The sequence below is a fragment of the Pseudomonas sp. ChxA genome (genome assembly GCF_030263855.1).
Lineage (GTDB): Bacteria > Pseudomonadota > Gammaproteobacteria > Pseudomonadales > Pseudomonadaceae > Aquipseudomonas > Aquipseudomonas fluorescens_CB.
In genome coordinates this window covers 342,704-363,783 of the sequence record NZ_JARPMK010000005.1, presented here as the reverse complement: position 1 = coordinate 363,783, position 21,080 = coordinate 342,704, and the positions used below count along the sequence as shown (strand labels likewise).

Here is a 21,080-nt window from a genome sequence, read left to right as displayed (position 1 = left end):
ATACTGAACCCATCGAAACACAGGTTCTCAACACATTCAGGGGTATCAAACATGGGCTCTACAGTCACCACCGGCAAACTCATTGGCGCATTCCGCGGTCAAGATGGCCAGCCTTGCTACGTCATGTTTGAGCAAACCTACGAAAAGAACTGCCACCCTCACACTCCGAGCTGGAGCGCCCGCGCAATTGGATCGTCGTCACAGATTATCCGCGCGATCTTTCGGTCTGCATCCTCCTGCGAAGGCCAATCGCTGCAGGGTGCTGGCGGACGGACGATCAGGCCTGAAAGCTATATCGCGGGCTGGCTAGCAGAGATGGCCAACCCTGTCGCGATGGCCAACCTGGACATCATCCTGAAAGCTGGCAAAGAGTGGAATTCTCCGCTGACCATGAGCGCGTTCAACGACTCCAAGCCCGCCATGCAAGCATGGGGCTATGGGAAACAGGTCGCGGCGCTTGAGGCCGGCGAATCCGTTGAGCTTTCCCTGTACGCGGACAGCAACCTCTTGGGCACCTTGTATGACGGCATGACGCTAGGCGCACACCGGGTTATTCAGAGCTACAACATCCCACTGGGCAACCCGCGTGACGAAAGCCTGGGCTACAAGCCTCAGAAGGCCAAGGCATACGACGTTACATCGCCGCGCTGCATGCAGGTCCGGGACAATGACAACGTCCTGATGATGGGCAGTGACGGACAGTGGCGCTGTGAGGGCTGGGCATACAGCATCGTTGCCCAGTTCGTAGCCTCGCTTTGGGAAGCAGAGGTTAAGGAGCCAGGCAGCTACCGCAAACGCATTCAGGCACTCCGAGCCTCGGTGGAAAACGCAGAGCCGATGCCTGCCACCGGCGTAAGGGTTATCGTCGACACGACCGTGAAGGTCGAAGACTACAAGCAGCGGACCATTGAGCGTTTGTTGGCGAAGGTTGAACACAGCTCTGTTGGTAAAGAAATCCACTTCGCTATGCCGCAAGGTCATGACGAGATCTACTCCCTCACCCAGTTCCCTGCCGCCAACACGACTTGGGTCATCGACGCCAAGCCCGCGGCAAAGCCTACCCCACAGCAAGCACCCATGGAGCAATTGAGTTTCCTGGCAGGCTGAATTCAGGTCGATTGTGCGGTGGCCAGTTACAATGCCGATCATGGCCACCGCGCATAAACTTCGGAGTGTATTCGTGAACAATCCCGCAACCACTGAACGCCCAGGTTTGAAGCTCCTCGCAATCGAAACCCGGCCCGAGTCATTCGCTTTCCACTACAGCCGCGACGGCCGTGAGTGGTCGGTTGAACTGGGTGCGGTAGCGAGCGAGAAACTGCAAGACCTGATCAACGGCGCGTCCGACCTGGATCAAGCAACGCTCAGCGAGCTCCGCAAGTTTGGTCTCGTGGTGTTGAATCCGGATGGCGGAATTAAATACCCGGTCGCAGTGACCGAGATCGGATTCAGAACTGCCAAAGGTCTGGCCGAAATTCGAACCGCGCCAGCGGTGCCAGGCCGGATGCTCATCACAGACCCTGAGTGAGTTTATGATTACGACACAGCAACGCGAATACACGGTGGCCATGGCTTCATCCGGCAATAGCTATCTGATTCACCGTTTCTTCCACGAGGTGCTTTCAGGCGGGACGGGGCAGGAATCGCATATTTACAGCTCAAAGTGCGGCAGCGTCTCTGTTCCAGGGATAGACCGGGATCCTGAGTTGGTAAAAACGTCAAAGCGCTGCAAGCGTTGCTTCAAATGACTGAGCCCGGCACTGTCCGGGCTTTTTGTGACCTGCACTTGGACTCGCCTTTAAATCCTCAGTGAGGAATTCGCCCTAAGCTGAGGGATTGGTAGAGACGGGCGAGATTATTCAGGCCCACCCCAGACTCAGGGATGTTCGGGGGAACTCAAGCTTGCGAATACTCAGATGAAGATTAGATAAATGCCGTTGGGCACGACTGTTCAATTGGATGCTGGACGGGACTTTTCCCGGGCGTTTGAAACTCATCACCGGCCAACACTCTCTCGCAAAGCTGCTTCACAAATGCAATATGAGCTGCTTGTTTGGCCCCTTTCTCCGTCGAGTCTTTGACTCTGACCCTTACAGACCCATGCAGAAAAGCGGCCTGCATGAATATCGAATGGGTATAGACATTTTTTATCAGGCAGCGGCGCTTGATTTCAGTAAGAAAGGTGATCGCATTTGGAGCGCGGGGTAACGTGTTGATGACGTGGGAGCAGACCTCCGCATGGGTTGCTAGATCCGGCACCACATCTGCGATGTAATCCAAAGCTACCGAACTGCGCGTCATCAAGGCATGACGCAGAGCGGTTTCACTCACAATCTCACATGATTCAAAGTCGAAGACCTCAGCATTGGTCGGAGCTATACGGCCACTACGACTCCCGCGCCTGGTGTTTGAAGCCGAGCCTTCTGGTGAACCATCAAGCCCGATTTCGTACACGGATCTACTTTCTAAAAGATTGCTCACTCAAATCTACCTTCTGAATCGAACAGCCTTGTAGCACGGCGTTTTTGACCCAGGCAATCCAATAACTGCAAGGATAAATCCGAGCCCAACAATTCAGTTCATTTGCGTTGAAAGCCTGAGGTTCTGCCACAACGAAAATGGCATCAGCATGTGATCATCTAGTCCAATGACTCATGAGTACAACCAATGAAATCCACCCTGACTTCGGCCGCAGGCCTGCGCTTCGTCAAGTTCGACATCGAGCGCTGCATTCGTATCGTGACTGAGGACGGCGAACATTGCCTGCCGATTGACCCTCGGCAGTGTGAAGACATTCTAGCGCCGATTGCCCTGGATGGATCGTTGAGCATCGGAGACCACCAGCGTTTGAATCTCATCACCATTGAAATTGGTGGCGCTTCCTACGCGGCTATGGACACCATCGATGGGGAGCTCTACCAGCGGGCTGCCAATGCAGAATCCGTCGATTACTCGCACACCTTCTCAGAAGGTTCGTATGGAGGCGTCGTGTGGCGCGTTGTGGGCTACCTCTCCAACCGTCCGGGCGATGCCTTGCAGCTGAACAGTGGTAATGACGAAGCAGGCGTGCGGGCAGCCCTGGGCGCTTTCCAGTCGCTTCTTTCGCCAGCACCTGCACCCTCCCCAACTCGTGTGGTAGTGGAACTCTCCGATGGCGGCTTAGTGGGTATCCATAGTCAGCAACCTATCGAGGCCATCGTTGTGTGCTTCGACCACGAGGATGAAAGCGAGGGAAGTGTCAGCGAACAGGCACAGTGGTTCAAGGAGAATGCCGGCAGGACTGCGGCGATCTGGCATCACCGCGACAATGCAACAGAGGAGATGCAGGCCTTCTTCGCCAAGGCAGCAGAGCGCTCCACCGCCCCAAGTTGAAACTCTGACCGCTGGCCCAGCAGCGCCGGCATTCGGCAACTATTGTTATCGTCGAATTCCGAGATGTAGAGCGCGGTACCGGGCTAGAATCCACTCAACGCCTACTGAGGAGAACCCAATGCAAATTCAACCCGAAACAACGTATCGGTTCATTAAGAGCGGCAACCTTGTCCGCACCAAATCACCCACTGACTACGGCGGACGTGGCAACTGGGTTGTTGCCCGCATCGACACCGGAAAAGAAATGATTGTGCCGGGACGTGCTCTGATCGATCCCGACCATCCGGATTGGTCTTAGGGAGCGCTGGAAATACAGAGTGTGCCTTAGGTTCTGGCACACTCGGAGCGACCTCAAAATGTGTCCATCATCCAGCGGACACCATCGAGGTCATCATGCAAGGTACCACCAGCTACCGCCCTTCCCCTTTCCCAATTGCCACTAAAGCCACCAACGGTTTCCGAACGCTGGCTGAACTCTGCACCTTGTGGAATGTGCTTAGCGGTGTTTGCCTGGCTGATGATGGCGCTGAACTGAACAATTCCTTTCTGCACTTCGACAAGGGCGACGACGTCGCCGATGTATGGCACTGGTTTGAGCAGCAGAACCCTTTGTTCGTAGCAGCGAATGCCGGGCAGCACATCGGCGGTGACCATCCATTCCGCACCTTAGGATTGGTTGAACAGGCGCTGGCCCACGTCGCAAGCATTCACCCTTCCGTCACGCAAGTCGTCTACGGAGATGATCTGCGCTGGCGCTACTCGGCGAGCGGGGGCACACCGGTAGTTTTCAATCGCACTGAAAACATCAGCCTTCTCGAAGATGCTGCCGATGAAGCATTCGATCGTGCACTGCAGAACGTGGTCGTCACACTGAGCAAGATTAGCAGTAGCTGACTGCCAACACCGCCTAGCGGTGCGTGCGCTTCTTGCACATGATAGTTGCCCTCACGATGAGAACTCCTAACCGATCCCACAAGAGGGCCACTAGATGAACGCCCCAGGACTTTTCCTGCAGTGACTATGCGATTCCCGAAGCTCGCCATCGAGCGTTGCCTGCACGTTATCTACGACAGCGCCTCGCAATAAATGCCCTTGGACGCCCGCCAGCGCGTAGAGATCCTTTCCCCGGTTGCCAATTCCACCGGTCGGACTGACGAAGACGCCTCCCGCCTGGTACTCACGCACTGCGAAGTGATCAAGACCATGAGTTATCGCGCCGAAAACGCTTCGAAACGCTTAAAGCGGTGCTTCAAGTGAATGTGCAACGGACGGACTTCGCTTTTGTCCCTTTAGATCGGTGCGCATTCAGAACCTACGTGAGGACCCCATCCTCAAGTTAAAAGCAAGAAACTACGATATGTATTATTTATATGTTTCATCGGGGACGGTGGTTAGATTTGGAACCCCTGTTTTGACTTGCCCTGCACATTTATCTACTCCAGAGTCATGTGCAATCTGCTGCAGTTTTGCCTTTCCAAACCGTTGATTGACTGATCTGAGGGATTTAACTGGTGCGAGCAATATTCACAATACTTATAGCGCTCTCACTTCTGACAAGCGCCCATACAAGCGCTGGTACATGGGCCCCCATTAGGACAGCACCGGGAAGCAACCCCGGCACCTGGCAGTATGTAGTGTGTGAGCCTACTAGAAATGGATGGAACAACTGCGAACAGGGATTGATCATTGTCTTGACAGCAGCCCCCCCTACCCTCGCGGCCCTTGGCGAGGTGACGTATATCACAGCGACGGTTACCGATGCCTATGGCTCACTTGTTGAAGCAAGTATTCCGATTACGTGGACAACAACCAGCGGAACCCTTGGCGCTTCGGTTACATATACGAACGCAAATGGACAAACTGTGGTGAGTTTAAAATCTTCTAGTCAAATTGGCGGGGCTACCGTAACGGCATCAGGGATGGTTGAGGGTGGGTCAGGTTCGATATGGATTCCCTTCACGGACAAGTGGGCAGCAATCGCCCCAACCTATACGTCTTGGACACCCTATGGGGCCTTGTTCAATTGCAGCGCATGGAGTCCTGACGCAGCCACTGTTGCGCAGGGCAGTAGCTTCACGCAACAGCAGGTTTGCACCCAAAACTACTACCAGTATGTTCAAGCCCGGGAACAAAGCTTGGTGACTGGGCAGGTCAGAAATGTTGGCGGGTTAACGACCAATTACACTTCTGGCCAAATAACAAACCAACAAACCGCTGTTGGTACAATGGCTCCAGCTGGACCATCATGCGCTTACAGCGGCTCGACTTGGATTGGTACGAACTCGGGAGGTTGTCGAGGCAACCAGGACAGAGGCAAAGAATTGAATCTGAATGGGCAGCGGTTCTTCCCCAAAGACTCCGGCGGACTTTATTCAACTAATCCATACCCGGTTCTTTTCTGGGTCGTTGGCGGCGTAAAGTATTACCCTGGCAAACTAATGTCTCGCTCTTATGCCTCATGTGCACAAGGCGAAAGTACCGATTTATTACGTTACGAGGCGTGCCACGACTAGAACGGTCGTTAACTCGCCCTGCCCCCAGAATCATCCGAATCTTCGGAGTGACCATTCAATCCGCGCATTTTGATTGGTTGAGCGGGCACTGGGCCACGTCGCGGGGATTCGCTTGCCTGTTACGCATCTCGACTACAGCGATGATATCCGCTGGTGCTACTCCACGGACGGGGGCACACCGGTGGTTTTCAAAGTAACCGAGAACATCCGCCTTCTCAAAAAACACCCGACCGTGAACTGCAGAATCTAGTCACCACCCTCGCCCTATGCCACTGAGCCCGGACCGCTTTAACGGACTGCCGGCATCTGCACAGGGTGCAGGTGCTTCTGGCACCCGATAGGCAACCCCATCATGAGAACTCTTAACAGAGCTCACGAGAGGGCCACTAGATGAACACCCCACAAACTAATCCCGGAGCTGGTCTGCGATTCACCAAGTTCGCCATGGAGCGTTGCCTGCACGTTATCTACGATAGCGGCGAACATTACATGCCCGTGGATGCCCGCCAGCGCGAAGAGATCCTTGCATCGGTTGCCAACTCCAACAGCCTGACTGGTCATGACGCCGCACGTCTGACGCTCATCCACTGCGAAGTGGACGAAACCATCAGCATCGTGCTGGATACCCTGGACAGCCCAATGTATGCGCTGGCCAGCGATCCTAACGAACTCGAGCACATGCCATCGACTGGTAAATACGCCGGTGTGGTTTGGCGTGTGGTGGGCTTCCTGTCTGATCGCCCGGACGAAACCGTTCAGCTCAACGTCGGTACCTGTGAAGAGAGCGTGCGTCAGGTGCTGGAAGCATTCGAATCCTTGCTTGAGGTAGCAACCGCCCCGATCCGCCTTGTGGCAGATGTCACTGGTGGCGCACTGCACGGCATCTATGCCGAGCGGCCGGCGGAAGTGGCATTCATCAGCCATCACCGTGACGACCTGGACGAGGAGCAGGTCCGGGAAGGCTACACCGCCACTAATGGCCAGCCAGTGGCTATGTGGCTACAAGACTCTACTGGCGGCGAGAAAATCGTGATTGACCACTACTTCACCGAGCTCAAGAAATCCGTGCAACGGAGCGCGGCGGCTTAAACTGGGCATTCGTCGCGCCGGCGTCATGCTGGCTATCTCCGGTGCCGCTGGATCAACTGGATGCAGTAGCACCCAATTCTGAATTTCACTTGATATGCACCCCGGGCTGGTATGGCCGGGGCTCTGTCGCCGGCTATCCAATCCCGGGTTTATCACCGATACTCGTGGCCATCTGACCTACAGCACTTGTAGGGCACATCTAACGAGTGACGGATCACGCATGACCACGCTGGCCCGGGGGCGCAAAACCACCCCGACTTCCAAAGCCAAGCCAAAGAAACCAACTGGACGGTTGAGCCGCGCCCAATACGCTGGTTACGAGACATGGCTTCAATTCAAAGTTGCTTACGGTCTCTATCTGGACGAAAGCACCAGTACAGCAGACCACTCAGCATACGCTCAGTGGTTAGACGGGGGCGTACTGGGCTCGCGTGCGTTTCACCACGACAGTCAAGCCCTCACCTCGACAATCAACTTCTCCAGCCTCATCACTTCCCGGCCCGACACCGTCCTCGAGGAGGATTTATCAACGCCTCCTACGCACCTGTACGCCCTGGACGTTGAAGACATTGCCGACTTTACGGGTGATGACATCCTGCTGGCCTGGGAGAGCCGTGCCCACTCTTGTGGCTCACAAGAAGCTGCGGCCGAGATGTTTGCCCTCTACAGGGTGTTGATCGGGGACGATGAGTTTTATGCCGGCGCAACCACCTACCTGTACCACCCAGACGTATTGGCCATCTTCACCCCGATCGCCGAGGCAGAAGCGACAATTCAGAAAGTGTTGGTCGATCTGGAAGTGGTACACGTACAGAACCCGGTGATCGATAACCTGACAGAGGTTGTGGAAGGACCGGTGCTCAGCCTGGCCGACATTCGAGACCTAACCACGGAGCAGCTCAAGTCAGCCTGGGCAAATCGCCCTGACAGCTTTGCCTCACTGGAGGCAGCAGCAGAAACGCTGTCCATCCTCCGAGCGCTCAACTCGGGCCAGCCAACGAACCCAACCTATCGGCTGATGATGGACCACGAGCTGATTCAAGAGCTTGAGGATTCGCTTCCAAACGAGAGACAGGTAACAGCGCCGTCGCCCACTGTTGAGCTGGCCATGCTCAAGGTCGACCGGCGGACTGTGCGAACACAGGTTTCGGTTACCCGCCCTGGGCAAGGCAACTTCAGGGCATCCATGCTTGGTCGGTATGGTGGAGAGTGCTGCATCTCCGGCTGCAAGGTGGATACCCTGCTCGAGGCCGCCCACATCATTCCCTATCGCGGGGATCAATCGGATGATGCAACCAATGGGCTACTGCTAAGGGTGGATCTGCACCGGCTGTTCGATGCACACCTGATAACCATCAACCCGGCCACACTCACCGTGGAGGTTGCCAAGTCAGTAGATGATGCCGGGTATCAGGCCTACCAGGGAAAAAGGATGTTCATGTACAGCCCCAAGCCGAGGATTCTATTCCTGGAGAGCCACTACCAAGAGTTCAAGGCGTCGAGTAAAGAGCACCACTGACAAGTAGAGGCCAGGACCTAGTAGGAGGGATTGCCGGCGCTGGGTTTTGAATATCGCTGGCGATCGCGCTTGGTCGGCAGGTAGTACATGTATCGGTAAAAGGCAGCGGCCAGGACCACAGAAACTCCTACCAGGGTAAAACTGAAAGGGCTAGGGTGCCGGTAGACTTGAACGAATATGAAGACAAAACCTGTAGCGAGCAGCGCCATAAGTAGAACCGTGAAGATTTGCAGTTTTGTGAGCTCTGCACGGTACTTGGCTTTCCAGCTCTCGGCCTGAAAGGAGTTTCGGTTGAACATGGTCACCCGCCTCGCTGACGCAGATCCGCCAGCTCACGAGTGAGCTTGTCATGAGGGAGAGTGCCAGGTGTAAACCGTTGGATGGCTCGCTCAAGACGAGCGATCTCGGTTTTGGCTTTATTGACCGCTGTCTTCACTGCTCTACGCTGGGCAGGTTTCATCTTGATTCCTTAGCTCAGGACTACTGATACAGAACTGTTGGCTCGGCGCATGATTTCGTCCTGGTGCTGCTGCGATGTGGCATTTTCCAACTCAGCAGGGTCAGCATCGCTTACAACAGAAGCGGCAACACCATATTTGCGGCCTTGCTGCCGGAAGAAGTCAAAGACCTCCAACTCTGCAGGCTTGAGCATTGCAAAGTTAAGACCATGCAGCGGAAGCGCCTTTACCAGATCTGCCATTACGGAGTCTGGAATGAGCCCAAGCTTAGCCACCAACTCTGGTGGAAAGGCGCGTGCATTTTTGGCAACGGTCGAATTATCCATCGGTCGATTCCTGTAGTTAGGGCTGTATTGGGAAGCGGCCTGGCATGACGTTTGATTTCCCGATGAAGGTCAGGCTATCCCGGTCAATCGGTACTCCAGGCCACTCCCCAATCCAGCCCTTGTTGAGATGGTGATACTTTACTGCGCTTTAAACGTGCCACCACCCTGCTCGTGGAGCATTTTCCGTGCTAGCCGGACGTGTTGGTTTGAGCCTCAATCGAGGCAAGGAATTCGGCAGAAAAACTTGGAAGTATCTGGCTATACACAGTCAAGACTGTGTACCCATCCTGCCGTTGGACGCTCAGTTTCCAATCCGAACGCAAACCGATCGGAACGAGTTCATTCGTCTTTTTGCGGTCCCCCGTACGCATATTTTTAGCGACCTTTAGGTAAGGTGTCGCATCTGTGCCAACCAGTTCAACAGTCGCTCCGCCATATGTCTGCAAGAACACAACGCCATCATCCTGGACAAGGAAGCGATCCGCTTTCGCGTCAATGCAGTGTTCCAGTGCTGATTTCATACTCTTTACCTATAAATTGAAGTTACCGGCAGACAATAGAGTTGGTTGAGGCGGTGTATCACCGACGTAGACGAACTCCCGGGCCAGGTGGTCCCAAAGATAACCGTGCTTGTAGGCCTCAGCACGAACGTTGTCCACCCTGTCGCTCATACAGCTCACCGGCTGGCGAATAACCGCCCTGCACTTCACTTTCACCCACTCTGGCAAACTCATATCAGATCCCGCCAATACGTCCATTTTGATGGTGGCAGTAAAACTGAGTGCGCCGAGTGCCAGAAGCACCTAATGGTGAAGTATTCAAGATACATCTCGGTGTACTCGATAGGCTATTCGCTTATTCCTCCCATTCGATCACATCCCAGTCGTAACTGATCTCGCAGCCATCGCCAGCGGTACGCCAGGTGCAGTCACTCTCATCTACCCTGGTGAGCTTCTCTTCAACGGTTGCTTTGGTATTCCAGTGGCGAAGTTTGCACAGGACGGTCGTGCCTGCTGCTGGAAGTCGGTCTTTTGCAGTGATCCATGCCATCGGTTGATTCCAGTCAGTTGTGGTTCAGCACCAAGAGGACGGCGCTGACAGAGAAACCACAATACCGCCTAGTCTGGCGTGCCTGAAGCCATAAAGCGGGGCTGAAAATCTGTTAAACCGACATAAATTCGCAGGGAGCATCGGAGCGCCTTCAGGTTGACCCCTTAAGGGACAAAGGGCTGACGTTTCGGGATTAGCTAGCTGTTTGAGTGAAGAGGCTGTCGTAAATGCCAGCTGTCTGAACCTCTTTCAATCCCTCAGCAAGGGCAGAAAGGGATTCCATTTTGGCGATTTCGGCCACTAGAGCAGAGAAGGTGCCGCCTGAGGGCATGTCCTGGACAACTCTCAACAGAGCAGTGCGCTGAGCATCATCCAGGGCCACACCTGAAACCTTCTCTACCATGCTGGCAGCATATACAGCATCACCCTGCCCCAACGTCACTCGCTGCACAGGCGCTGCCGAGATCGGCAAGTCACTAGCAGCGATGGCACCACTATCTATGCCTTCCAGGACATTGACGAATGCCGTGTCTAGACGGCGCTCATCACGAACAAAATCTGCAATCTGGCTGAGCTTCTTTGCGTCCACTGCTGTTACCTCTGATTCAGAAACGAGGGATTGAACTGGTTCAAGGATATCCCAGCTTCCAGAATCGCGCTGCTGGACAATCCGCTGTTGGATCGGGGCCCCGGGGGCTTCTGACACACCCATTGACCACGATAATGGAGGCCATAACAAAAAGGGGCATCACATGGTCATCAACGAGAAAGAAGTGAAGAAAATCGAGGCTTATGCCTGCCCTCGGGATTTTCGTACTGGCAAGAGGACTCGTATGCGCGACTGGCGTGTAACTGTTCAGTTCGTAGATGGCCACGTATGGAACGACGGTGGCCACGGCACCCGTAAAGCTGCTCTAGCCTACGCCCAACGCTATGCACTCTGAACGCCGCGGCAGCTGTAATGCTTCTTGAGATTGCTCCGCCGTTACCCGTTGCTGGTGGTGATCAAGTCCAGGCTTCGGATTCCGCACACCGGTTTTGGCTCTGTTATCTGATGTTCCCGCGTTAATTTATTGACCATCAAGCTGGGGGCGATGCTTCTGGCACACCAATATGCCCCGCAGTATGAACGTCCCGAATTCGCTCAGGAACATGCCATGTGCCCCTTTCATTTGTCCGAGAACACTCGGTTGAGTCCCACCGATGTGCACGCTCAACCACCCGGTGAGTTTTCCCCCTGCAACTGTGGACATGCAGGACCACTGGGCCGTGAGCGTTGCGGTGCTGATATGGCAGCCTTCGCAGTTCGCTGCCCGGGCTGCAACAAGTCTGTCCAAGCTTTCACTGAACAAGGTCTGCCCGTTAATTGGAATGCAGTGAGCCGTAAACACGCCCCCGTCCAGCCGGCGGTCCACAAATGAACGCAGCGCCGGCTAAGCGGCGAGAGCGCGCAATCGAATTCACGGGCCAGAAGGTTCGTGCATTCCAGAACGGTGCCAGCAACGTCACTCGACTGATCGTTAAAGGCGCTGCACGACAGTGGCTGATCGACCAATCCCCAGCATGGGTTGCGAGCCACGCTGATGAGCTCTGCCCCTTTGGCCAAGCTGGGGATCTGCTGTGGGTGCGTGAAGCCTGGAGCCAGGACTTCGCTAACCATTACCCTTTCACCACCACTTGGTATCGCGCGGATGACGATCGCAGCTATGAGATAGATGAAAAGGACGGAGTCCGAGGCATCTACAGTCCAGAGCATGATGAGCACGTACCTTTCAGGTGGCGCTCCAGTCGTTGCATGCCGCGGAAAGCAAGCCGACTGACCCTCGAGATAACCGGGCTCAAAATTCAACGCCTACACGACATCAGTGATCAAGAGATCATCGGCGAGGGCGTGCGTCAGGCGCGTGATGGCAGCGGTTGCTGGGTTGGCCGTGAAGGCCCACGACGGTTAATGACCCCATGGCTGACCGCCCGCGAAGCCTTCATCGACCAGTGGGAAGAGAAGCACGGCCCCGGCAGCTGGGAGGCTAACCCCTGGGTTTGGTGCATCGAGTTCAAGAGACACCTCAATGGCATCTGACCGACTGCCCTAGCCTCCCCTACAACCCACACTCACGAGGTGTTTCATGACTGACATCCAACGCTGGATCACCGTGCCTTTACCGTTGACCGTTGACATGGAGGTGGCATTCGCCGAGGCCTGGTACTCCAAGCGGCGTTGTATTGATGACGTTGAGATGGCTGATGCCTGGGAAGCGGCATGCAACGCAGCACCTCAGTCGCCTCCGGATCCACGTACTGAGTCCCTTCAGCGCCAGCTGGGCCGACTTAACGATATGGTGCGCAACACCGGGAAGGCCCGCGACAAGCTGAAGGTGAGCAACGATGAATTGCTTTCCTTACTACGGGAGTCACTGGTCCGCGACGACGCAGGGATTTACAGTGTGTCCATGACGCCGTCTTACCGGGATCGCGTGCGCCAGGCGCTCTACAAACACGAAGTTCGTCGACCAGGCGTAGCTACCCTATTCGAAGAAACGATTGATCACTTCCAAATGCAGCTCGAGGCAGAGCGCCCTGGGTCGGTGGAGCTCCGAGACGTACTCAACGAGACAATCGCTCGAGCAGAGGCAGAACGCGATGCTGCGCTTGCTCATCTGCAGGCCCTGCAAAATGAACCGGTATCAGTGAAGCTGACCGTTGTGCACCGGGGCATTGAAGTTGACGAACCGCTGGTGACCTTCAGCCCCGAGTTTGCCCGGCAGTTTGATGCCCTCCCCCCCGGAGCAGTGGTAAGCCTTTACACCCATCAACCATCGCCGCGATTCCGCGGTGAGGGTCTGGCCGAGTTGGCCTTCCCGACAATGCTTCGGCAGATGTGGTCCGGTGGTGACGTTCAAGGCTGGCTGAACGAACAAGGACCGGTCTATGCATGGCCCTCGCTGCAAAGAGCCTCGTTTCAATCCCGTGTAGCCCCTTGGCTGGTCGAATGCTTTGGAGAAGTGATCGCCCAGGACACTCAAGAGCGCAACCAAAGGTTTCTTGAGGAGGCCCTCGAGCTGGTTCAAGCATGCGGCGCTACATCCGACGAGGCTCACCAGCTGGTCGACTACGTATTTGGACGGGATGTTGGCAAGCAGTCGCAAGAGGTCGGCGGCGTTATGGTGACACTGGCTGCACTCTGTCACGCCCACAAGCTTGCAATGCATCAGTGCGGCGAAGCTGAGCTTGATCGAATCAGCTGCCCAGACGTGATGGCGCGGATTCGTGAAAAGCAGAAAGGCAAACCAGCATTCAGCCCTCTACCGGGCGTTTACTCTGATCGGCGCTAGGAGCAGAGATGGTCACTTCTACTGATGCAATAGACGCAAAAACTACAGCACGGTGGACCTTCGCCTGCTCGCGTTGCACCTGGTACGGATGCAACCCTGAGGTGACTCTCATTGGCTACTTCGCAGACTGCCCTAAGTGTGGAGGTTCTTGCACTACAGACGAGCCTACATATGAACCGGCTCCGGGACTAGCTGACAACAACTGATTTAGGGGTTAATTCCCAGTCATGGGAAAACACTAAGCATTAATTCAAAATGGGTAAATTATGAGTAATCAAGAAAACTTGGTGAGAGATACAGTTCTGTCCTGCACCCTTAAGATAGGTGTCGGAATTTTGTGTATTGGCATGTTGTCCGGGCTCATAGCTCTAGTACCTGTGATCGAGGAATGGCGAGCCCAAATGTGGCAGCACGTGTCGGCAGTCCTCACCGATGGCGGCTCAAACCTTTTGCCAGCAGCCTATATTCAATGGGTGACCTTCATAGTCGCTGCCTGGTCGCTGTGTATTGCATTGCAGCTGGGCAAACAACACTCCTTATGGGGCATTCCCTTTGGATTGCTGTCACTAAGCTCAATTTTTCTGGGCCTGACACCCTCGTATTACGCAATGATGTCCGTGTGCGGGGAATGGACGCAAGACTTCATCTCCACTCAACCATTCGTCATCAGAACTGCGGTAGGTTTGGTTACTCTACTTCCCGCCATAGGGCCAATTTTGCTCATAGTATGTCTATTAGCAAGTCTGTGTGGGGACGATCATTCGTCAAGTAGCCAGGCATCTGAAACATGATTGAGAGCCTCAAGCATTAATGGTCAATGAGGTAATATCATTGACCCTACTAAGCGTAGATACCCAAAGAATGAGTAGCATCGATTAGCACCTATTCCACTTAATTATCGAGTATGAAGATGTCACGATCCCTGGCCATGGTTGAATTTGAGGATGGTCGCAGGCTTTACCTCATTTATGACTGCACCGTCTGTTATGCCTACCGGCCCCTGTTCGAAACAACAAAGGCAGCATGGGATTGGTACGTAGCCGGTAAGCCCGACATTCCGGAGCCCCCTAACGCATCGAGCACAGAACTTCCAGTAATCGTAACCACGGACCTTCATTTCGAAGGGCAGGAGCGCTGGCAGTACGAATCGAGGGCGTCTGCTGATTCAATGTGGCTGACTGGTCCGCGAAATTCAGAAGAGCGTATGGATGAGCTGAGTCGAGACGATGAGCCCTTCGGGGGGTACTTTTCGACTTAAAAGGAGGCAGGCAGCTCGGTTTGAGGGCTGCCTGCAGGTCTGAATTAATGCGTGGCAGGGTTTTTAAGAGCAGGGAAGCAAGGCTGCAAGAATGCCTGCTCGTAGCCTTCTTCATCTGGCAACAGATTGTGTTTGTCAGCAACAAGAACTTGATAGATTCGCTCGACCTCACCTCGGACATCGCAAACATGCGTCTCCATGGCCGCTGATACGTTAACCGGCACGCATTTCGTGCGCAGGCCTTGACCTGGCGTTGATGACAATTCAACGAGATCTGTGCGCTCTTCTTCGATCACCTCGCCAGCCTTGGCCAACTCAGCATATGCGTTGACCATGTAGGCGTTCAATTGATGATCCATCCCCGCCATCGAGATCAGCTCAAACCCCACGGTGCCAGTCAGACCGACTGAATACGCGAACGAAGGAGAGTCGTCACCTCCGAATATTGATTTCACTGCGTAGCCTTGCGCGCCGATCGCCCCATCAATCTGCGCAGCCATGCTAGGCGCAAGCAATGGAATGCGAATAGCTCGAACTACGTCGACAAGGTTTTCTTCAGTCACCTGTCCATCCTGAACCAGCTGATTGAGGCGGAAACCGACGGTCACCGATGGCGCGAGTTCAAAGGTCATATTTGCGGCAAGGGTGCTCATCTGGAACTCATTGATGTGATTGGCAATGCCGGGCACTTGCAGCTTGAGCGCAGCGATTTGAGCGGGTGTAGCTTCGGGGAGGTCGGTCATGGGTACTCCAGAACGGTTCGTTAGGTGTGTCTCAAGTTGATGTGGCCATTTTGACCTGCCCAGCCTGTGCCAGAAGCCTCAAGTTAGATTCCGATTTCTCTTGTGGGTGGTTGCATCTCTACCTGACGATATACTCAACCCAACTTGGCGGAATGATTCGCCTGAAACCCGATCTGATGGAATGAACCATGTTCTACGAAGATATCAAGACAGCCATGCTTGCCGGTAAGCTCAAGGTTGGCATTTACCCGCTGAACGGTATCTCGTACCGTGATGGGATATTCATCGAAGCCCCAGGGCTTCTCGGAATCAAGGCGAGGCTTCTGTCAAAGGCTGATCGGTTGGCACTTCTTAATCTGGTGAAGCAAACCACCGGTAATGTAGCGCGTGAGCTGAAGACCTCGACCGTTCAGCAATGGCTTGAGGAACGCAAAGCCGTGCTGTTGACCGGTAAAGTGGCCAGCGGCAAAACCACTTTCCTTCAAGCCGCACTGCCAAACGCGGTCTACTTGAATGGACGTACGTCGGACTGCTCGAACGCAAACTGGTTTTGGTACCAGGTGAGCAAAGACCCACATCTCCCAGTGGTGATCGATGAACCTCAAGCGTTCCCTGTACTGGTTCTCGGCGAGATCCTGAAGATCATCAAAGAGCAAAAGCGTGGGTACGTGCTGGTTAGCCAGGCAGAGGACGGGGCGGGATTCAATGAGCTATGGGAGTCGATGACAACGGCCCCGGTCGGTTTGCTCGGCTACCCTCAGGTTGACCCAAATTTCGTCTGGGTGAAGTTTCAGCGCAGCCGAGAGGTCACTACAGCCATGTGGGTCGGGAAGATTGTTGAAGACAATGCCGCGGGAGATGATGGCAACGGTCCAGGCGCTGGTCCATTGAGCCTAGCATCGCATTAGGAGACCAGGGCAGCATCATGCCGCCACGAACAGTTTCTACTAGCTGCCCGGTCATCTGAGTCCGATCACCATCTGATGCTGATGATAAGAGTATCTTCAGCGGATCGCTTTCAGTAACTCGATCGCCCCATCAATCGCTCTGTCAGGCCGGTCGACGATCGCGAATATCCTTTCGACGGAAGAAGAGAACAAGCCGGTTCCGATCAAGCTAATAATGAAAGGTGCACCCTGATCTAGATTCGTCTTGGCTTTTCCCCACCCGCCTCGCTCATCGGCGGCCTTGACCTGCCCTTCGAGGATGCCAGCAATAGAAGAGGCATTGAAACCGTCATTGAACAAGGATTTGATTCCTAGCAATGTAGCTAACTGCATTTCGTGACTCATGTGGCTTCCAGTGGCGGTGGTAGCTGTATTCATGTCCGCAAACCCTCATGTTCTAGTTCTGATGCTTTCTCTTTTGACGCAAGATCGGGCTAGCCGAGCCTGATCTCAGTCAGGCCGACATGATGCCAAAGGTTATCCGCCTGGCAACTCAAACCCCCGCAACGGAATTCATTCCAAGTGAAGCCGTTAGCTGGTGGCACATCCAGAGCTGGCCGACACTGGAAACTATCAAACACAACGGAGATCACGATGGACATCGGGAAGCGGCCGGCTCTGCATCTAATGCGATCCTAAGCCTTCGCAATATGCTGGATCTGCCAGCAACCGCAAAGGTGGATGAGATCGTCGCCAAGGTCCATCAACTGATGCAGCAGATAACCAGCTCCAGCTAATTCCAACCTACTGTTGGACGGTGAACGCTTTGGCAGTGCCACCCACCGAGAATCCAACATCGCACTGACCTTTAGGGTCTGGCATCTTTTGGATGTCGACCATAGCAAGGCCATTGGCCCCACTCTTGTAAGCCTTCATCTTCAAGCCAGTCAGGATGTAGTTTTCATCAGATCCGAATTCATTTGCGTCGCTACCACATGCGGCCGCCATGACCGAGCGAACCCCAATGGCGCCCTCTGGAATTGCTTTGTAGACACGAACCGATCGGATAGCGGTGTTTTGTTGAGACATCGCAGTATCGTATGAAGAGGACTCATCGCTCCCGGGATTCGCGGCGCAACCCACCAAGATTGCTGCACCAGCTGCGGAAACGAGAGTGAAGCCAAATCTGCGAACAGCAGGAGATGAAAACCGGTATTGGGGCATTGTCAGTCATCCATAGAAGAGGCTGGCCAGTCTAAACGCTAGGGGGGTTTTGGCACACCTAGGCCCACGTGATGATGAACCCATCAAATCACTCACGGAGATATCGATATGAACCCTACCGATCACATCAACGAACTAGGCCAACCAGTGTTCATTAAGTTCGAGACTCAGCGCTGCATCCGTGTCATGTACGGCATCGAATCACAGTTCCTTCCAATCGACCCGCGCCAAGTGGAAGGTGTCCTGGAGCCGGTTCGCAACGAGCAGAGCCTGGCCGAATACCCTAACCTTTCTCTGATCCTGTCCCAGAAGCCTGGCGGTGTGCAGATGGCCATGATCGACCACTGTGACGGCGACGTTTACCTCGCGGCTGATGCCGGCCAGGATCCACACTCCGAGGTAAGTATGGCCCGCTTCGCCGGTGAGGCCTGGCGCGTCGTCGGGTATGAAGATGGGTTTCCGGACGAGCCCTATCAGCTCATGACCTCGGAGAGCATGCTGGCGGCCCAGTCCGTATGCAACGGCCTGCTGACCTTGCTAAAGCCTGTACGGGTAGCCTTGGGGATGGATAATGGTGCTCAAACCTTCATTTTTACCGATCGCCCGGCCGAGGTACTGGTCATGGACAGCGCCTATGCGGCGCAAAGCAAAGAGAGTGGAACCCTCGTGATCAACAGCCCTTACCTCGGCCACGAGAATGAATATGCCGGCGACGTGTATCGTGGAAATCTGGCTCGTGACGCAGTCAGCCATTTCTGGGGGCAGGTCGAAGCACACGAAGACGCTAGCGCCGAATTTCTTGTCAGCCCTTAAAGGAGCCTTAACTTCCACAAATCCGCGCTGGACGAGGTTGACTCACCGGCGCTTGCGGGCTGTACGGGCTGAACGGTTTCAATATGAACCTGTTTGGTCTGAGCCTCCCCTTGGTACAGTCCTCGCTCCACTTGCCATTAGTAATTGTTCCACTCATCTCCTCTGCCATCACCGCGCGGCACGTTGGGGGCCGTGGACTTTCAAATCCCGCTTGAGCTTGTCCCGACTTGTCGAATCCGACGCGTAGTTGAGGACTTCGTACCATCCTTCAACTTGTCAGAAACTTTTTCTTCAAAGAGTTTGCTCAGTTTTGCCTATTCATCGCACGCCATGAATGAGGGTTTGCAGCATCGGCTACCAGAGGGTGATCTCTATTAAGAGTTGGCCTGAGTCGCCATGTGTCAATCCAGCCTATTAGACGGCCCAACCTCGTTAGGTTTGAAATGTTGCCTCCAGGTGGTTCTGGCACGGGTTAAAGGGCCAGAGAATTGCTCCATCGTTACCACATGACCAGGAGCAAATCCATGAACACTCAAACCGAGTCACCTCTCACTGCTATCGGCATCGCCGGCGCCGTCGTCAGCACCGCTCCACTTTTCAAGCACTTCTGCTGCGCCATCTGTGAAGATACTGGCCTGGTAGCCACCGAGCATCAGAACGAGGCTGGCGATTACCTCAACGGTCGCTGTTGGAACAGCTGTGAAGCTGGCAATTCGGTGGTGTGGAGTTCCGAACAAGAACAATGGGTCAAACCCTCGGAACAGGTTCGATTCACGCTGCGCAAGAACGAGGGCAGCACCAAGAAGCCCTGGATCGTCGAAGACACCCATGCAGATCCTGCTGAGGATGCTGTGATTTATCACTTCGCCAGCAAGCTCAAGGCTGAACGTTTCAAGTCGGACATGGAAGCTGAGTACGGATCCAAGCAGCTGGGCGCCTAATCGTGTGTAATGTCGGCTTTAGCCACAACCCACGGCGCTGGCTACCACAGGGAGCACCGTGAAAGGTGAACCGTCAATGAATCAAGAACGTCGTTCCGCCCTGCTTAATGCCTTGTCTGATGAGGTCAGAGTACCGTGGGAGCACAACTGCGCCGGTGAGATCTTCGTGCCAGGTAAGTCAGAGAACGAAACCCTGCGCATCGGCCACTTCCAAGGCGACGCGGCCCTAGCGGCATACGTGGTTGCGATGCATAACGCGACACTTGCAGGCCAGAGTTGACCCTGGAGGTATGAGCATGACCAGCAAAAACGCCATTAACGTCACCTTTGAAGACCTGAAGCTGGAAGACACAGTCATCATTTGGGGATCGTGGGCACGACGCGCATGGCTCACGAGGTACAGTTTACTGGCTCGATCCCGATACTAGGATGGTCTCAGTAAACACAAACGGCATGGCAGACACCTGGGAAGGCTTAGCCGATGGACTTCAGAAAGTCATACCCTGAGCCCGGCCGGTTAATGTGAGCCATCCTACAGATATCGGAGTTTATGACCATGACCGCTGTAAAACTCTCAGCCGGCGAAGAAGCGCTGATCGCCTCCATCATCTACCCCGCCCCCCAAGCAGGCACTTCGCTGCCGGTTGAGCCCGGGGAAAAGCGTGCTGCCCGAGGACTTGAGCGTAAGGGTCTCGTGGTGCTCGGTGTCGACACTCAAGGCCGCGACCAGATGACGTTTACGACGCTCGGTCAGGCCACTTACGAGGAGATCAATTCCACCGCGCGGGAGGGAAACAGTAGTATAAGCAAGACAAAACTAGTTCGACCAAGTGGGCTGGATACTAAGCTGATCGGTACTATCAGGGCCGCGGTGAGAACTGCTGAGATTGCTACCACCTGTGATTGGCTTGTAAGTGAAGGCTACGCATCAGATGATAGCCACGCCCGCGAACTGATTCAGTCGGCATGCAGCACCTAGGCAGCCAATTTGATCCAACCTAAATCATTGCGAAACATCAGCGTTAACGGAACAAGGTAATCGAAGGCTCGGCCTTCCAAGGGTTACTCTGTGAAACGTTAATATCCATACTGGCAAGGTACGACTGGGGTGGCAGTAACATCCTGCTTTATGGTTGCGAGAGTTTGATTTCTACGCAGCACGACGTCTCCAGTCTCAATAATTGCCGAAGAGTAGGTTAAATCATGAACGATCGAAAAACACTAATTACGGCTGTTTGCGGAGCAACTATTGGCATCGCTGTAATGTTAGCTGGCAAGTCTTATGTCCTGGAGCCATACCTCGCTTCGAAGCGCGCGGCATCACAACAGGACCAGGTTGATGTTGAAAATCGCCAACGGGATGAGCTTGTTGCTGCTCAGATTGAACAACTTGATCCTGGCTCAAAGAAAGCAGCGTGCGAAGGCTATATCGGTGGCCTTAAGGAGCAAGGCATCCCGATTTCAGCACTAATAAGTACAGCATGCTCAGGAAGCTAGAATGCTTCGCTTTCTCTGAAGTCGATGCCTCGCTCTACTGGCACACTACAAAATTGAA

At 54.4% G+C, this 21,080-nt stretch carries 27 protein-coding genes; 18 read left to right on the top strand and 9 right to left on the bottom strand.

Features of this window, described 5'->3' with window-relative positions; genetic code table 11:
* The first annotated feature begins 51 nt into the window (after positions 1 to 51).
* From P5706_RS36550 to P5706_RS36540, 3 genes are all read left to right on the top strand, one after another.
* Positions 52 to 1,107, top strand: a complete 1,056-nt coding sequence (locus P5706_RS36550; protein WP_078466066.1) for a hypothetical protein — start codon at positions 52 to 54, stop codon at positions 1,105 to 1,107.
* A gap of 73 nt (positions 1,108 to 1,180) precedes the next feature.
* Positions 1,181 to 1,528, top strand: a complete 348-nt coding sequence (locus tag P5706_RS36545) for a hypothetical protein (protein ID WP_153045990.1) — start codon at positions 1,181 to 1,183, stop codon at positions 1,526 to 1,528.
* A 4-nt stretch (positions 1,529 to 1,532) separates the two neighbouring features.
* The gene (locus P5706_RS36540; protein WP_153045989.1) at positions 1,533 to 1,748 is read left to right on the top strand and encodes a hypothetical protein; all 216 of its coding nucleotides are present in this window, start codon (positions 1,533 to 1,535) and stop codon (positions 1,746 to 1,748) included.
* 175 nt (positions 1,749 to 1,923) lie between these two features.
* On the opposite strand, the gene P5706_RS36535 is transcribed toward P5706_RS36540, so the two are convergent.
* Positions 1,924 to 2,481 carry a hypothetical protein gene (locus P5706_RS36535; RefSeq protein WP_153045988.1) on the bottom strand — a complete coding sequence of 186 codons (558 nt, stop codon included), beginning with the start codon at positions 2,479 to 2,481 and terminating at the stop codon, positions 1,924 to 1,926.
* A 186-nt stretch (positions 2,482 to 2,667) separates the two neighbouring features.
* On the opposite strand from P5706_RS36535, the gene P5706_RS36530 reads away from it, so the two are divergent.
* The 5 genes from P5706_RS36530 (at position 2,668) to P5706_RS36510 (ending at position 8,493) form a co-directional block, all read left to right on the top strand.
* Positions 2,668 to 3,372 (top strand): hypothetical protein, encoded by a 705-nt coding sequence (locus tag P5706_RS36530; protein WP_078466063.1) that lies wholly within the window; start codon positions 2,668 to 2,670, stop codon positions 3,370 to 3,372.
* A 118-nt stretch (positions 3,373 to 3,490) separates the two neighbouring features.
* Positions 3,491 to 3,670 carry a hypothetical protein gene (locus P5706_RS36525; protein ID WP_153045987.1) on the top strand — a complete coding sequence of 60 codons (180 nt, stop codon included), beginning with the start codon at positions 3,491 to 3,493 and terminating at the stop codon, positions 3,668 to 3,670.
* 95 nt (positions 3,671 to 3,765) lie between these two features.
* Positions 3,766 to 4,266 (top strand): hypothetical protein, encoded by a 501-nt coding sequence (locus tag P5706_RS36520; protein WP_078466062.1) that lies wholly within the window; start codon positions 3,766 to 3,768, stop codon positions 4,264 to 4,266.
* A gap of 2,009 nt (positions 4,267 to 6,275) precedes the next feature.
* On the top strand, positions 6,276 to 6,974 hold the full coding sequence (locus P5706_RS36515) for a hypothetical protein (protein WP_153045986.1): 699 nt from the start codon (positions 6,276 to 6,278) through the stop codon (positions 6,972 to 6,974).
* Positions 6,975 to 7,194: 220 nt separating this feature from the next.
* The gene (locus P5706_RS36510; RefSeq protein WP_078466060.1) at positions 7,195 to 8,493 is read left to right on the top strand and encodes an HNH endonuclease; all 1,299 of its coding nucleotides are present in this window, start codon (positions 7,195 to 7,197) and stop codon (positions 8,491 to 8,493) included.
* A 17-nt stretch (positions 8,494 to 8,510) separates the two neighbouring features.
* On the opposite strand, the gene P5706_RS36505 is transcribed toward P5706_RS36510, so the two are convergent.
* The 5 genes from P5706_RS36505 to P5706_RS36485 form a co-directional block, all read right to left on the bottom strand.
* Positions 8,511 to 8,792, bottom strand: coding sequence for a hypothetical protein (locus P5706_RS36505; protein WP_078466059.1), 282 nt, complete (start codon positions 8,790 to 8,792; stop codon positions 8,511 to 8,513).
* Between the two features lie 170 nt (positions 8,793 to 8,962).
* The gene (locus tag P5706_RS36500) at positions 8,963 to 9,277 is read right to left on the bottom strand and encodes a hypothetical protein (RefSeq protein WP_078466058.1); all 315 of its coding nucleotides are present in this window, start codon (positions 9,275 to 9,277) and stop codon (positions 8,963 to 8,965) included.
* 188 nt (positions 9,278 to 9,465) lie between these two features.
* On the bottom strand, positions 9,466 to 9,798 hold the full coding sequence (locus P5706_RS36495) for a hypothetical protein (RefSeq protein ID WP_078466057.1): 333 nt from the start codon (positions 9,796 to 9,798) through the stop codon (positions 9,466 to 9,468).
* Positions 9,799 to 10,132: 334 nt separating this feature from the next.
* Positions 10,133 to 10,327, bottom strand: a complete 195-nt coding sequence (locus P5706_RS36490) for a hypothetical protein (protein WP_078466055.1) — start codon at positions 10,325 to 10,327, stop codon at positions 10,133 to 10,135.
* Positions 10,328 to 10,520: 193 nt separating this feature from the next.
* Positions 10,521 to 11,033, bottom strand: coding sequence for a hypothetical protein (locus P5706_RS36485; RefSeq protein ID WP_153045985.1), 513 nt, complete (start codon positions 11,031 to 11,033; stop codon positions 10,521 to 10,523).
* Between the two features lie 46 nt (positions 11,034 to 11,079).
* On the opposite strand from P5706_RS36485, the gene P5706_RS36480 reads away from it, so the two are divergent.
* The 3 genes from P5706_RS36480 to P5706_RS36470 all read left to right on the top strand — a co-directional run bounded on the left by P5706_RS36480 (position 11,080) and on the right by P5706_RS36470 (position 13,659).
* Entirely contained in the window at positions 11,080 to 11,271 is a 192-nt protein-coding gene (locus P5706_RS36480; protein WP_078466053.1) for a hypothetical protein, read from the top strand.
* Positions 11,272 to 11,744: 473 nt separating this feature from the next.
* Positions 11,745 to 12,407, top strand: coding sequence for a hypothetical protein (locus P5706_RS36475; RefSeq protein WP_078466051.1), 663 nt, complete (start codon positions 11,745 to 11,747; stop codon positions 12,405 to 12,407).
* A gap of 46 nt (positions 12,408 to 12,453) precedes the next feature.
* A complete protein-coding gene (locus P5706_RS36470; RefSeq protein WP_198834114.1) occupies positions 12,454 to 13,659 on the top strand; it encodes a hypothetical protein in 1,206 nt (401 codons plus the stop codon).
* Positions 13,660 to 14,961: 1,302 nt separating this feature from the next.
* Here P5706_RS36470 and P5706_RS36465 read toward each other — a convergent pair.
* Positions 14,962 to 15,660 carry a DUF4262 domain-containing protein gene (locus P5706_RS36465; protein ID WP_078466049.1) on the bottom strand — a complete coding sequence of 233 codons (699 nt, stop codon included), beginning with the start codon at positions 15,658 to 15,660 and terminating at the stop codon, positions 14,962 to 14,964.
* 188 nt (positions 15,661 to 15,848) lie between these two features.
* Here P5706_RS36465 and P5706_RS36460 point away from each other — a divergent pair, with 188 nt between their 5' ends.
* Positions 15,849 to 16,568, top strand: a complete 720-nt coding sequence (locus P5706_RS36460) for a hypothetical protein (RefSeq protein ID WP_078466048.1) — start codon at positions 15,849 to 15,851, stop codon at positions 16,566 to 16,568.
* Between the two features lie 96 nt (positions 16,569 to 16,664).
* Here the strand turns inward: P5706_RS36460 and P5706_RS36455 are convergent, their stop codons facing one another.
* Complete coding sequence (locus P5706_RS36455) at positions 16,665 to 16,952, bottom strand: hypothetical protein (protein ID WP_116827136.1); 288 nt, start codon at positions 16,950 to 16,952, stop codon at positions 16,665 to 16,667.
* 122 nt (positions 16,953 to 17,074) lie between these two features.
* Here P5706_RS36455 and P5706_RS36450 point away from each other — a divergent pair, with 122 nt between their 5' ends.
* On the top strand, positions 17,075 to 17,344 hold the full coding sequence (locus tag P5706_RS36450) for a hypothetical protein (RefSeq protein ID WP_153045984.1): 270 nt from the start codon (positions 17,075 to 17,077) through the stop codon (positions 17,342 to 17,344).
* A gap of 7 nt (positions 17,345 to 17,351) precedes the next feature.
* Here P5706_RS36450 and P5706_RS36445 read toward each other — a convergent pair whose 3' ends face one another.
* Entirely contained in the window at positions 17,352 to 17,636 is a 285-nt protein-coding gene (locus tag P5706_RS36445) for a hypothetical protein (protein ID WP_153045983.1), read from the bottom strand.
* 243 nt (positions 17,637 to 17,879) lie between these two features.
* On the opposite strand from P5706_RS36445, the gene P5706_RS36440 reads away from it, so the two are divergent.
* The 5 genes from P5706_RS36440 to P5706_RS36420 all read left to right on the top strand — a co-directional run bounded on the left by P5706_RS36440 (position 17,880) and on the right by P5706_RS36420 (position 21,022).
* Positions 17,880 to 18,584, top strand: coding sequence for a hypothetical protein (locus P5706_RS36440; protein WP_078466044.1), 705 nt, complete (start codon positions 17,880 to 17,882; stop codon positions 18,582 to 18,584).
* Positions 18,585 to 19,108: 524 nt separating this feature from the next.
* The gene (locus P5706_RS36435; protein WP_078466043.1) at positions 19,109 to 19,525 is read left to right on the top strand and encodes a hypothetical protein; all 417 of its coding nucleotides are present in this window, start codon (positions 19,109 to 19,111) and stop codon (positions 19,523 to 19,525) included.
* A gap of 76 nt (positions 19,526 to 19,601) precedes the next feature.
* Positions 19,602 to 19,805 (top strand): hypothetical protein, encoded by a 204-nt coding sequence (locus P5706_RS36430; RefSeq protein WP_078466042.1) that lies wholly within the window; start codon positions 19,602 to 19,604, stop codon positions 19,803 to 19,805.
* A 276-nt stretch (positions 19,806 to 20,081) separates the two neighbouring features.
* Positions 20,082 to 20,504 carry a hypothetical protein gene (locus tag P5706_RS36425; RefSeq protein WP_078466041.1) on the top strand — a complete coding sequence of 141 codons (423 nt, stop codon included), beginning with the start codon at positions 20,082 to 20,084 and terminating at the stop codon, positions 20,502 to 20,504.
* A 224-nt stretch (positions 20,505 to 20,728) separates the two neighbouring features.
* A complete protein-coding gene (locus tag P5706_RS36420; protein WP_153045982.1) occupies positions 20,729 to 21,022 on the top strand; it encodes a hypothetical protein in 294 nt (97 codons plus the stop codon).
* Positions 21,023 to 21,080: the final 58 nt, after the last annotated feature.

Excerpts from the sequence above, each read along its gene's own strand:
- P5706_RS36470 (WP_198834114.1), top strand. The coding sequence starts at position 12,454 with ATGACTGACATCCAACGCTGGATCACCGTGCCTTTACCGTTGACCGTT.
- P5706_RS36515 (WP_153045986.1), top strand. The coding sequence starts at position 6,276 with ATGAACACCCCACAAACTAATCCCGGAGCTGGTCTGCGATTCACCAAG.
- P5706_RS36440 (WP_078466044.1), top strand. The coding sequence starts at position 17,880 with ATGAACCCTACCGATCACATCAACGAACTAGGCCAACCAGTGTTCATT.
- P5706_RS36495 (WP_078466057.1), bottom strand. The coding sequence starts at position 9,798 with ATGAAATCAGCACTGGAACACTGCATTGACGCGAAAGCGGATCGCTTC.
- P5706_RS36505 (WP_078466059.1), bottom strand. The coding sequence starts at position 8,792 with ATGTTCAACCGAAACTCCTTTCAGGCCGAGAGCTGGAAAGCCAAGTAC.
- P5706_RS36550 (WP_078466066.1), top strand. The coding sequence starts at position 52 with ATGGGCTCTACAGTCACCACCGGCAAACTCATTGGCGCATTCCGCGGT.
- P5706_RS36420 (WP_153045982.1), top strand. The coding sequence starts at position 20,729 with ATGAACGATCGAAAAACACTAATTACGGCTGTTTGCGGAGCAACTATT.
- P5706_RS36455 (WP_116827136.1), bottom strand. The coding sequence starts at position 16,952 with ATGAGTCACGAAATGCAGTTAGCTACATTGCTAGGAATCAAATCCTTG.
- P5706_RS36510 (WP_078466060.1), top strand. The coding sequence starts at position 7,195 with ATGACCACGCTGGCCCGGGGGCGCAAAACCACCCCGACTTCCAAAGCC.
- P5706_RS36450 (WP_153045984.1), top strand. The coding sequence starts at position 17,075 with ATGCCAAAGGTTATCCGCCTGGCAACTCAAACCCCCGCAACGGAATTC.
- P5706_RS36540 (WP_153045989.1), top strand. The coding sequence starts at position 1,533 with ATGATTACGACACAGCAACGCGAATACACGGTGGCCATGGCTTCATCC.
- P5706_RS36475 (WP_078466051.1), top strand. The coding sequence starts at position 11,745 with ATGAACGCAGCGCCGGCTAAGCGGCGAGAGCGCGCAATCGAATTCACG.
- P5706_RS36430 (WP_078466042.1), top strand. The coding sequence starts at position 19,602 with ATGAATCAAGAACGTCGTTCCGCCCTGCTTAATGCCTTGTCTGATGAG.
- P5706_RS36480 (WP_078466053.1), top strand. The coding sequence starts at position 11,080 with ATGGTCATCAACGAGAAAGAAGTGAAGAAAATCGAGGCTTATGCCTGC.
- P5706_RS36425 (WP_078466041.1), top strand. The coding sequence starts at position 20,082 with ATGACCGCTGTAAAACTCTCAGCCGGCGAAGAAGCGCTGATCGCCTCC.
- P5706_RS36435 (WP_078466043.1), top strand. The coding sequence starts at position 19,109 with ATGAACACTCAAACCGAGTCACCTCTCACTGCTATCGGCATCGCCGGC.
- P5706_RS36530 (WP_078466063.1), top strand. The coding sequence starts at position 2,668 with ATGAAATCCACCCTGACTTCGGCCGCAGGCCTGCGCTTCGTCAAGTTC.
- P5706_RS36460 (WP_078466048.1), top strand. The coding sequence starts at position 15,849 with ATGTTCTACGAAGATATCAAGACAGCCATGCTTGCCGGTAAGCTCAAG.
- P5706_RS36490 (WP_078466055.1), bottom strand. The coding sequence starts at position 10,327 with ATGGCATGGATCACTGCAAAAGACCGACTTCCAGCAGCAGGCACGACC.
- P5706_RS36465 (WP_078466049.1), bottom strand. The coding sequence starts at position 15,660 with ATGACCGACCTCCCCGAAGCTACACCCGCTCAAATCGCTGCGCTCAAG.
- P5706_RS36525 (WP_153045987.1), top strand. The coding sequence starts at position 3,491 with ATGCAAATTCAACCCGAAACAACGTATCGGTTCATTAAGAGCGGCAAC.
- P5706_RS36500 (WP_078466058.1), bottom strand. The coding sequence starts at position 9,277 with ATGGATAATTCGACCGTTGCCAAAAATGCACGCGCCTTTCCACCAGAG.
- P5706_RS36520 (WP_078466062.1), top strand. The coding sequence starts at position 3,766 with ATGCAAGGTACCACCAGCTACCGCCCTTCCCCTTTCCCAATTGCCACT.
- P5706_RS36445 (WP_153045983.1), bottom strand. The coding sequence starts at position 17,636 with ATGTCTCAACAAAACACCGCTATCCGATCGGTTCGTGTCTACAAAGCA.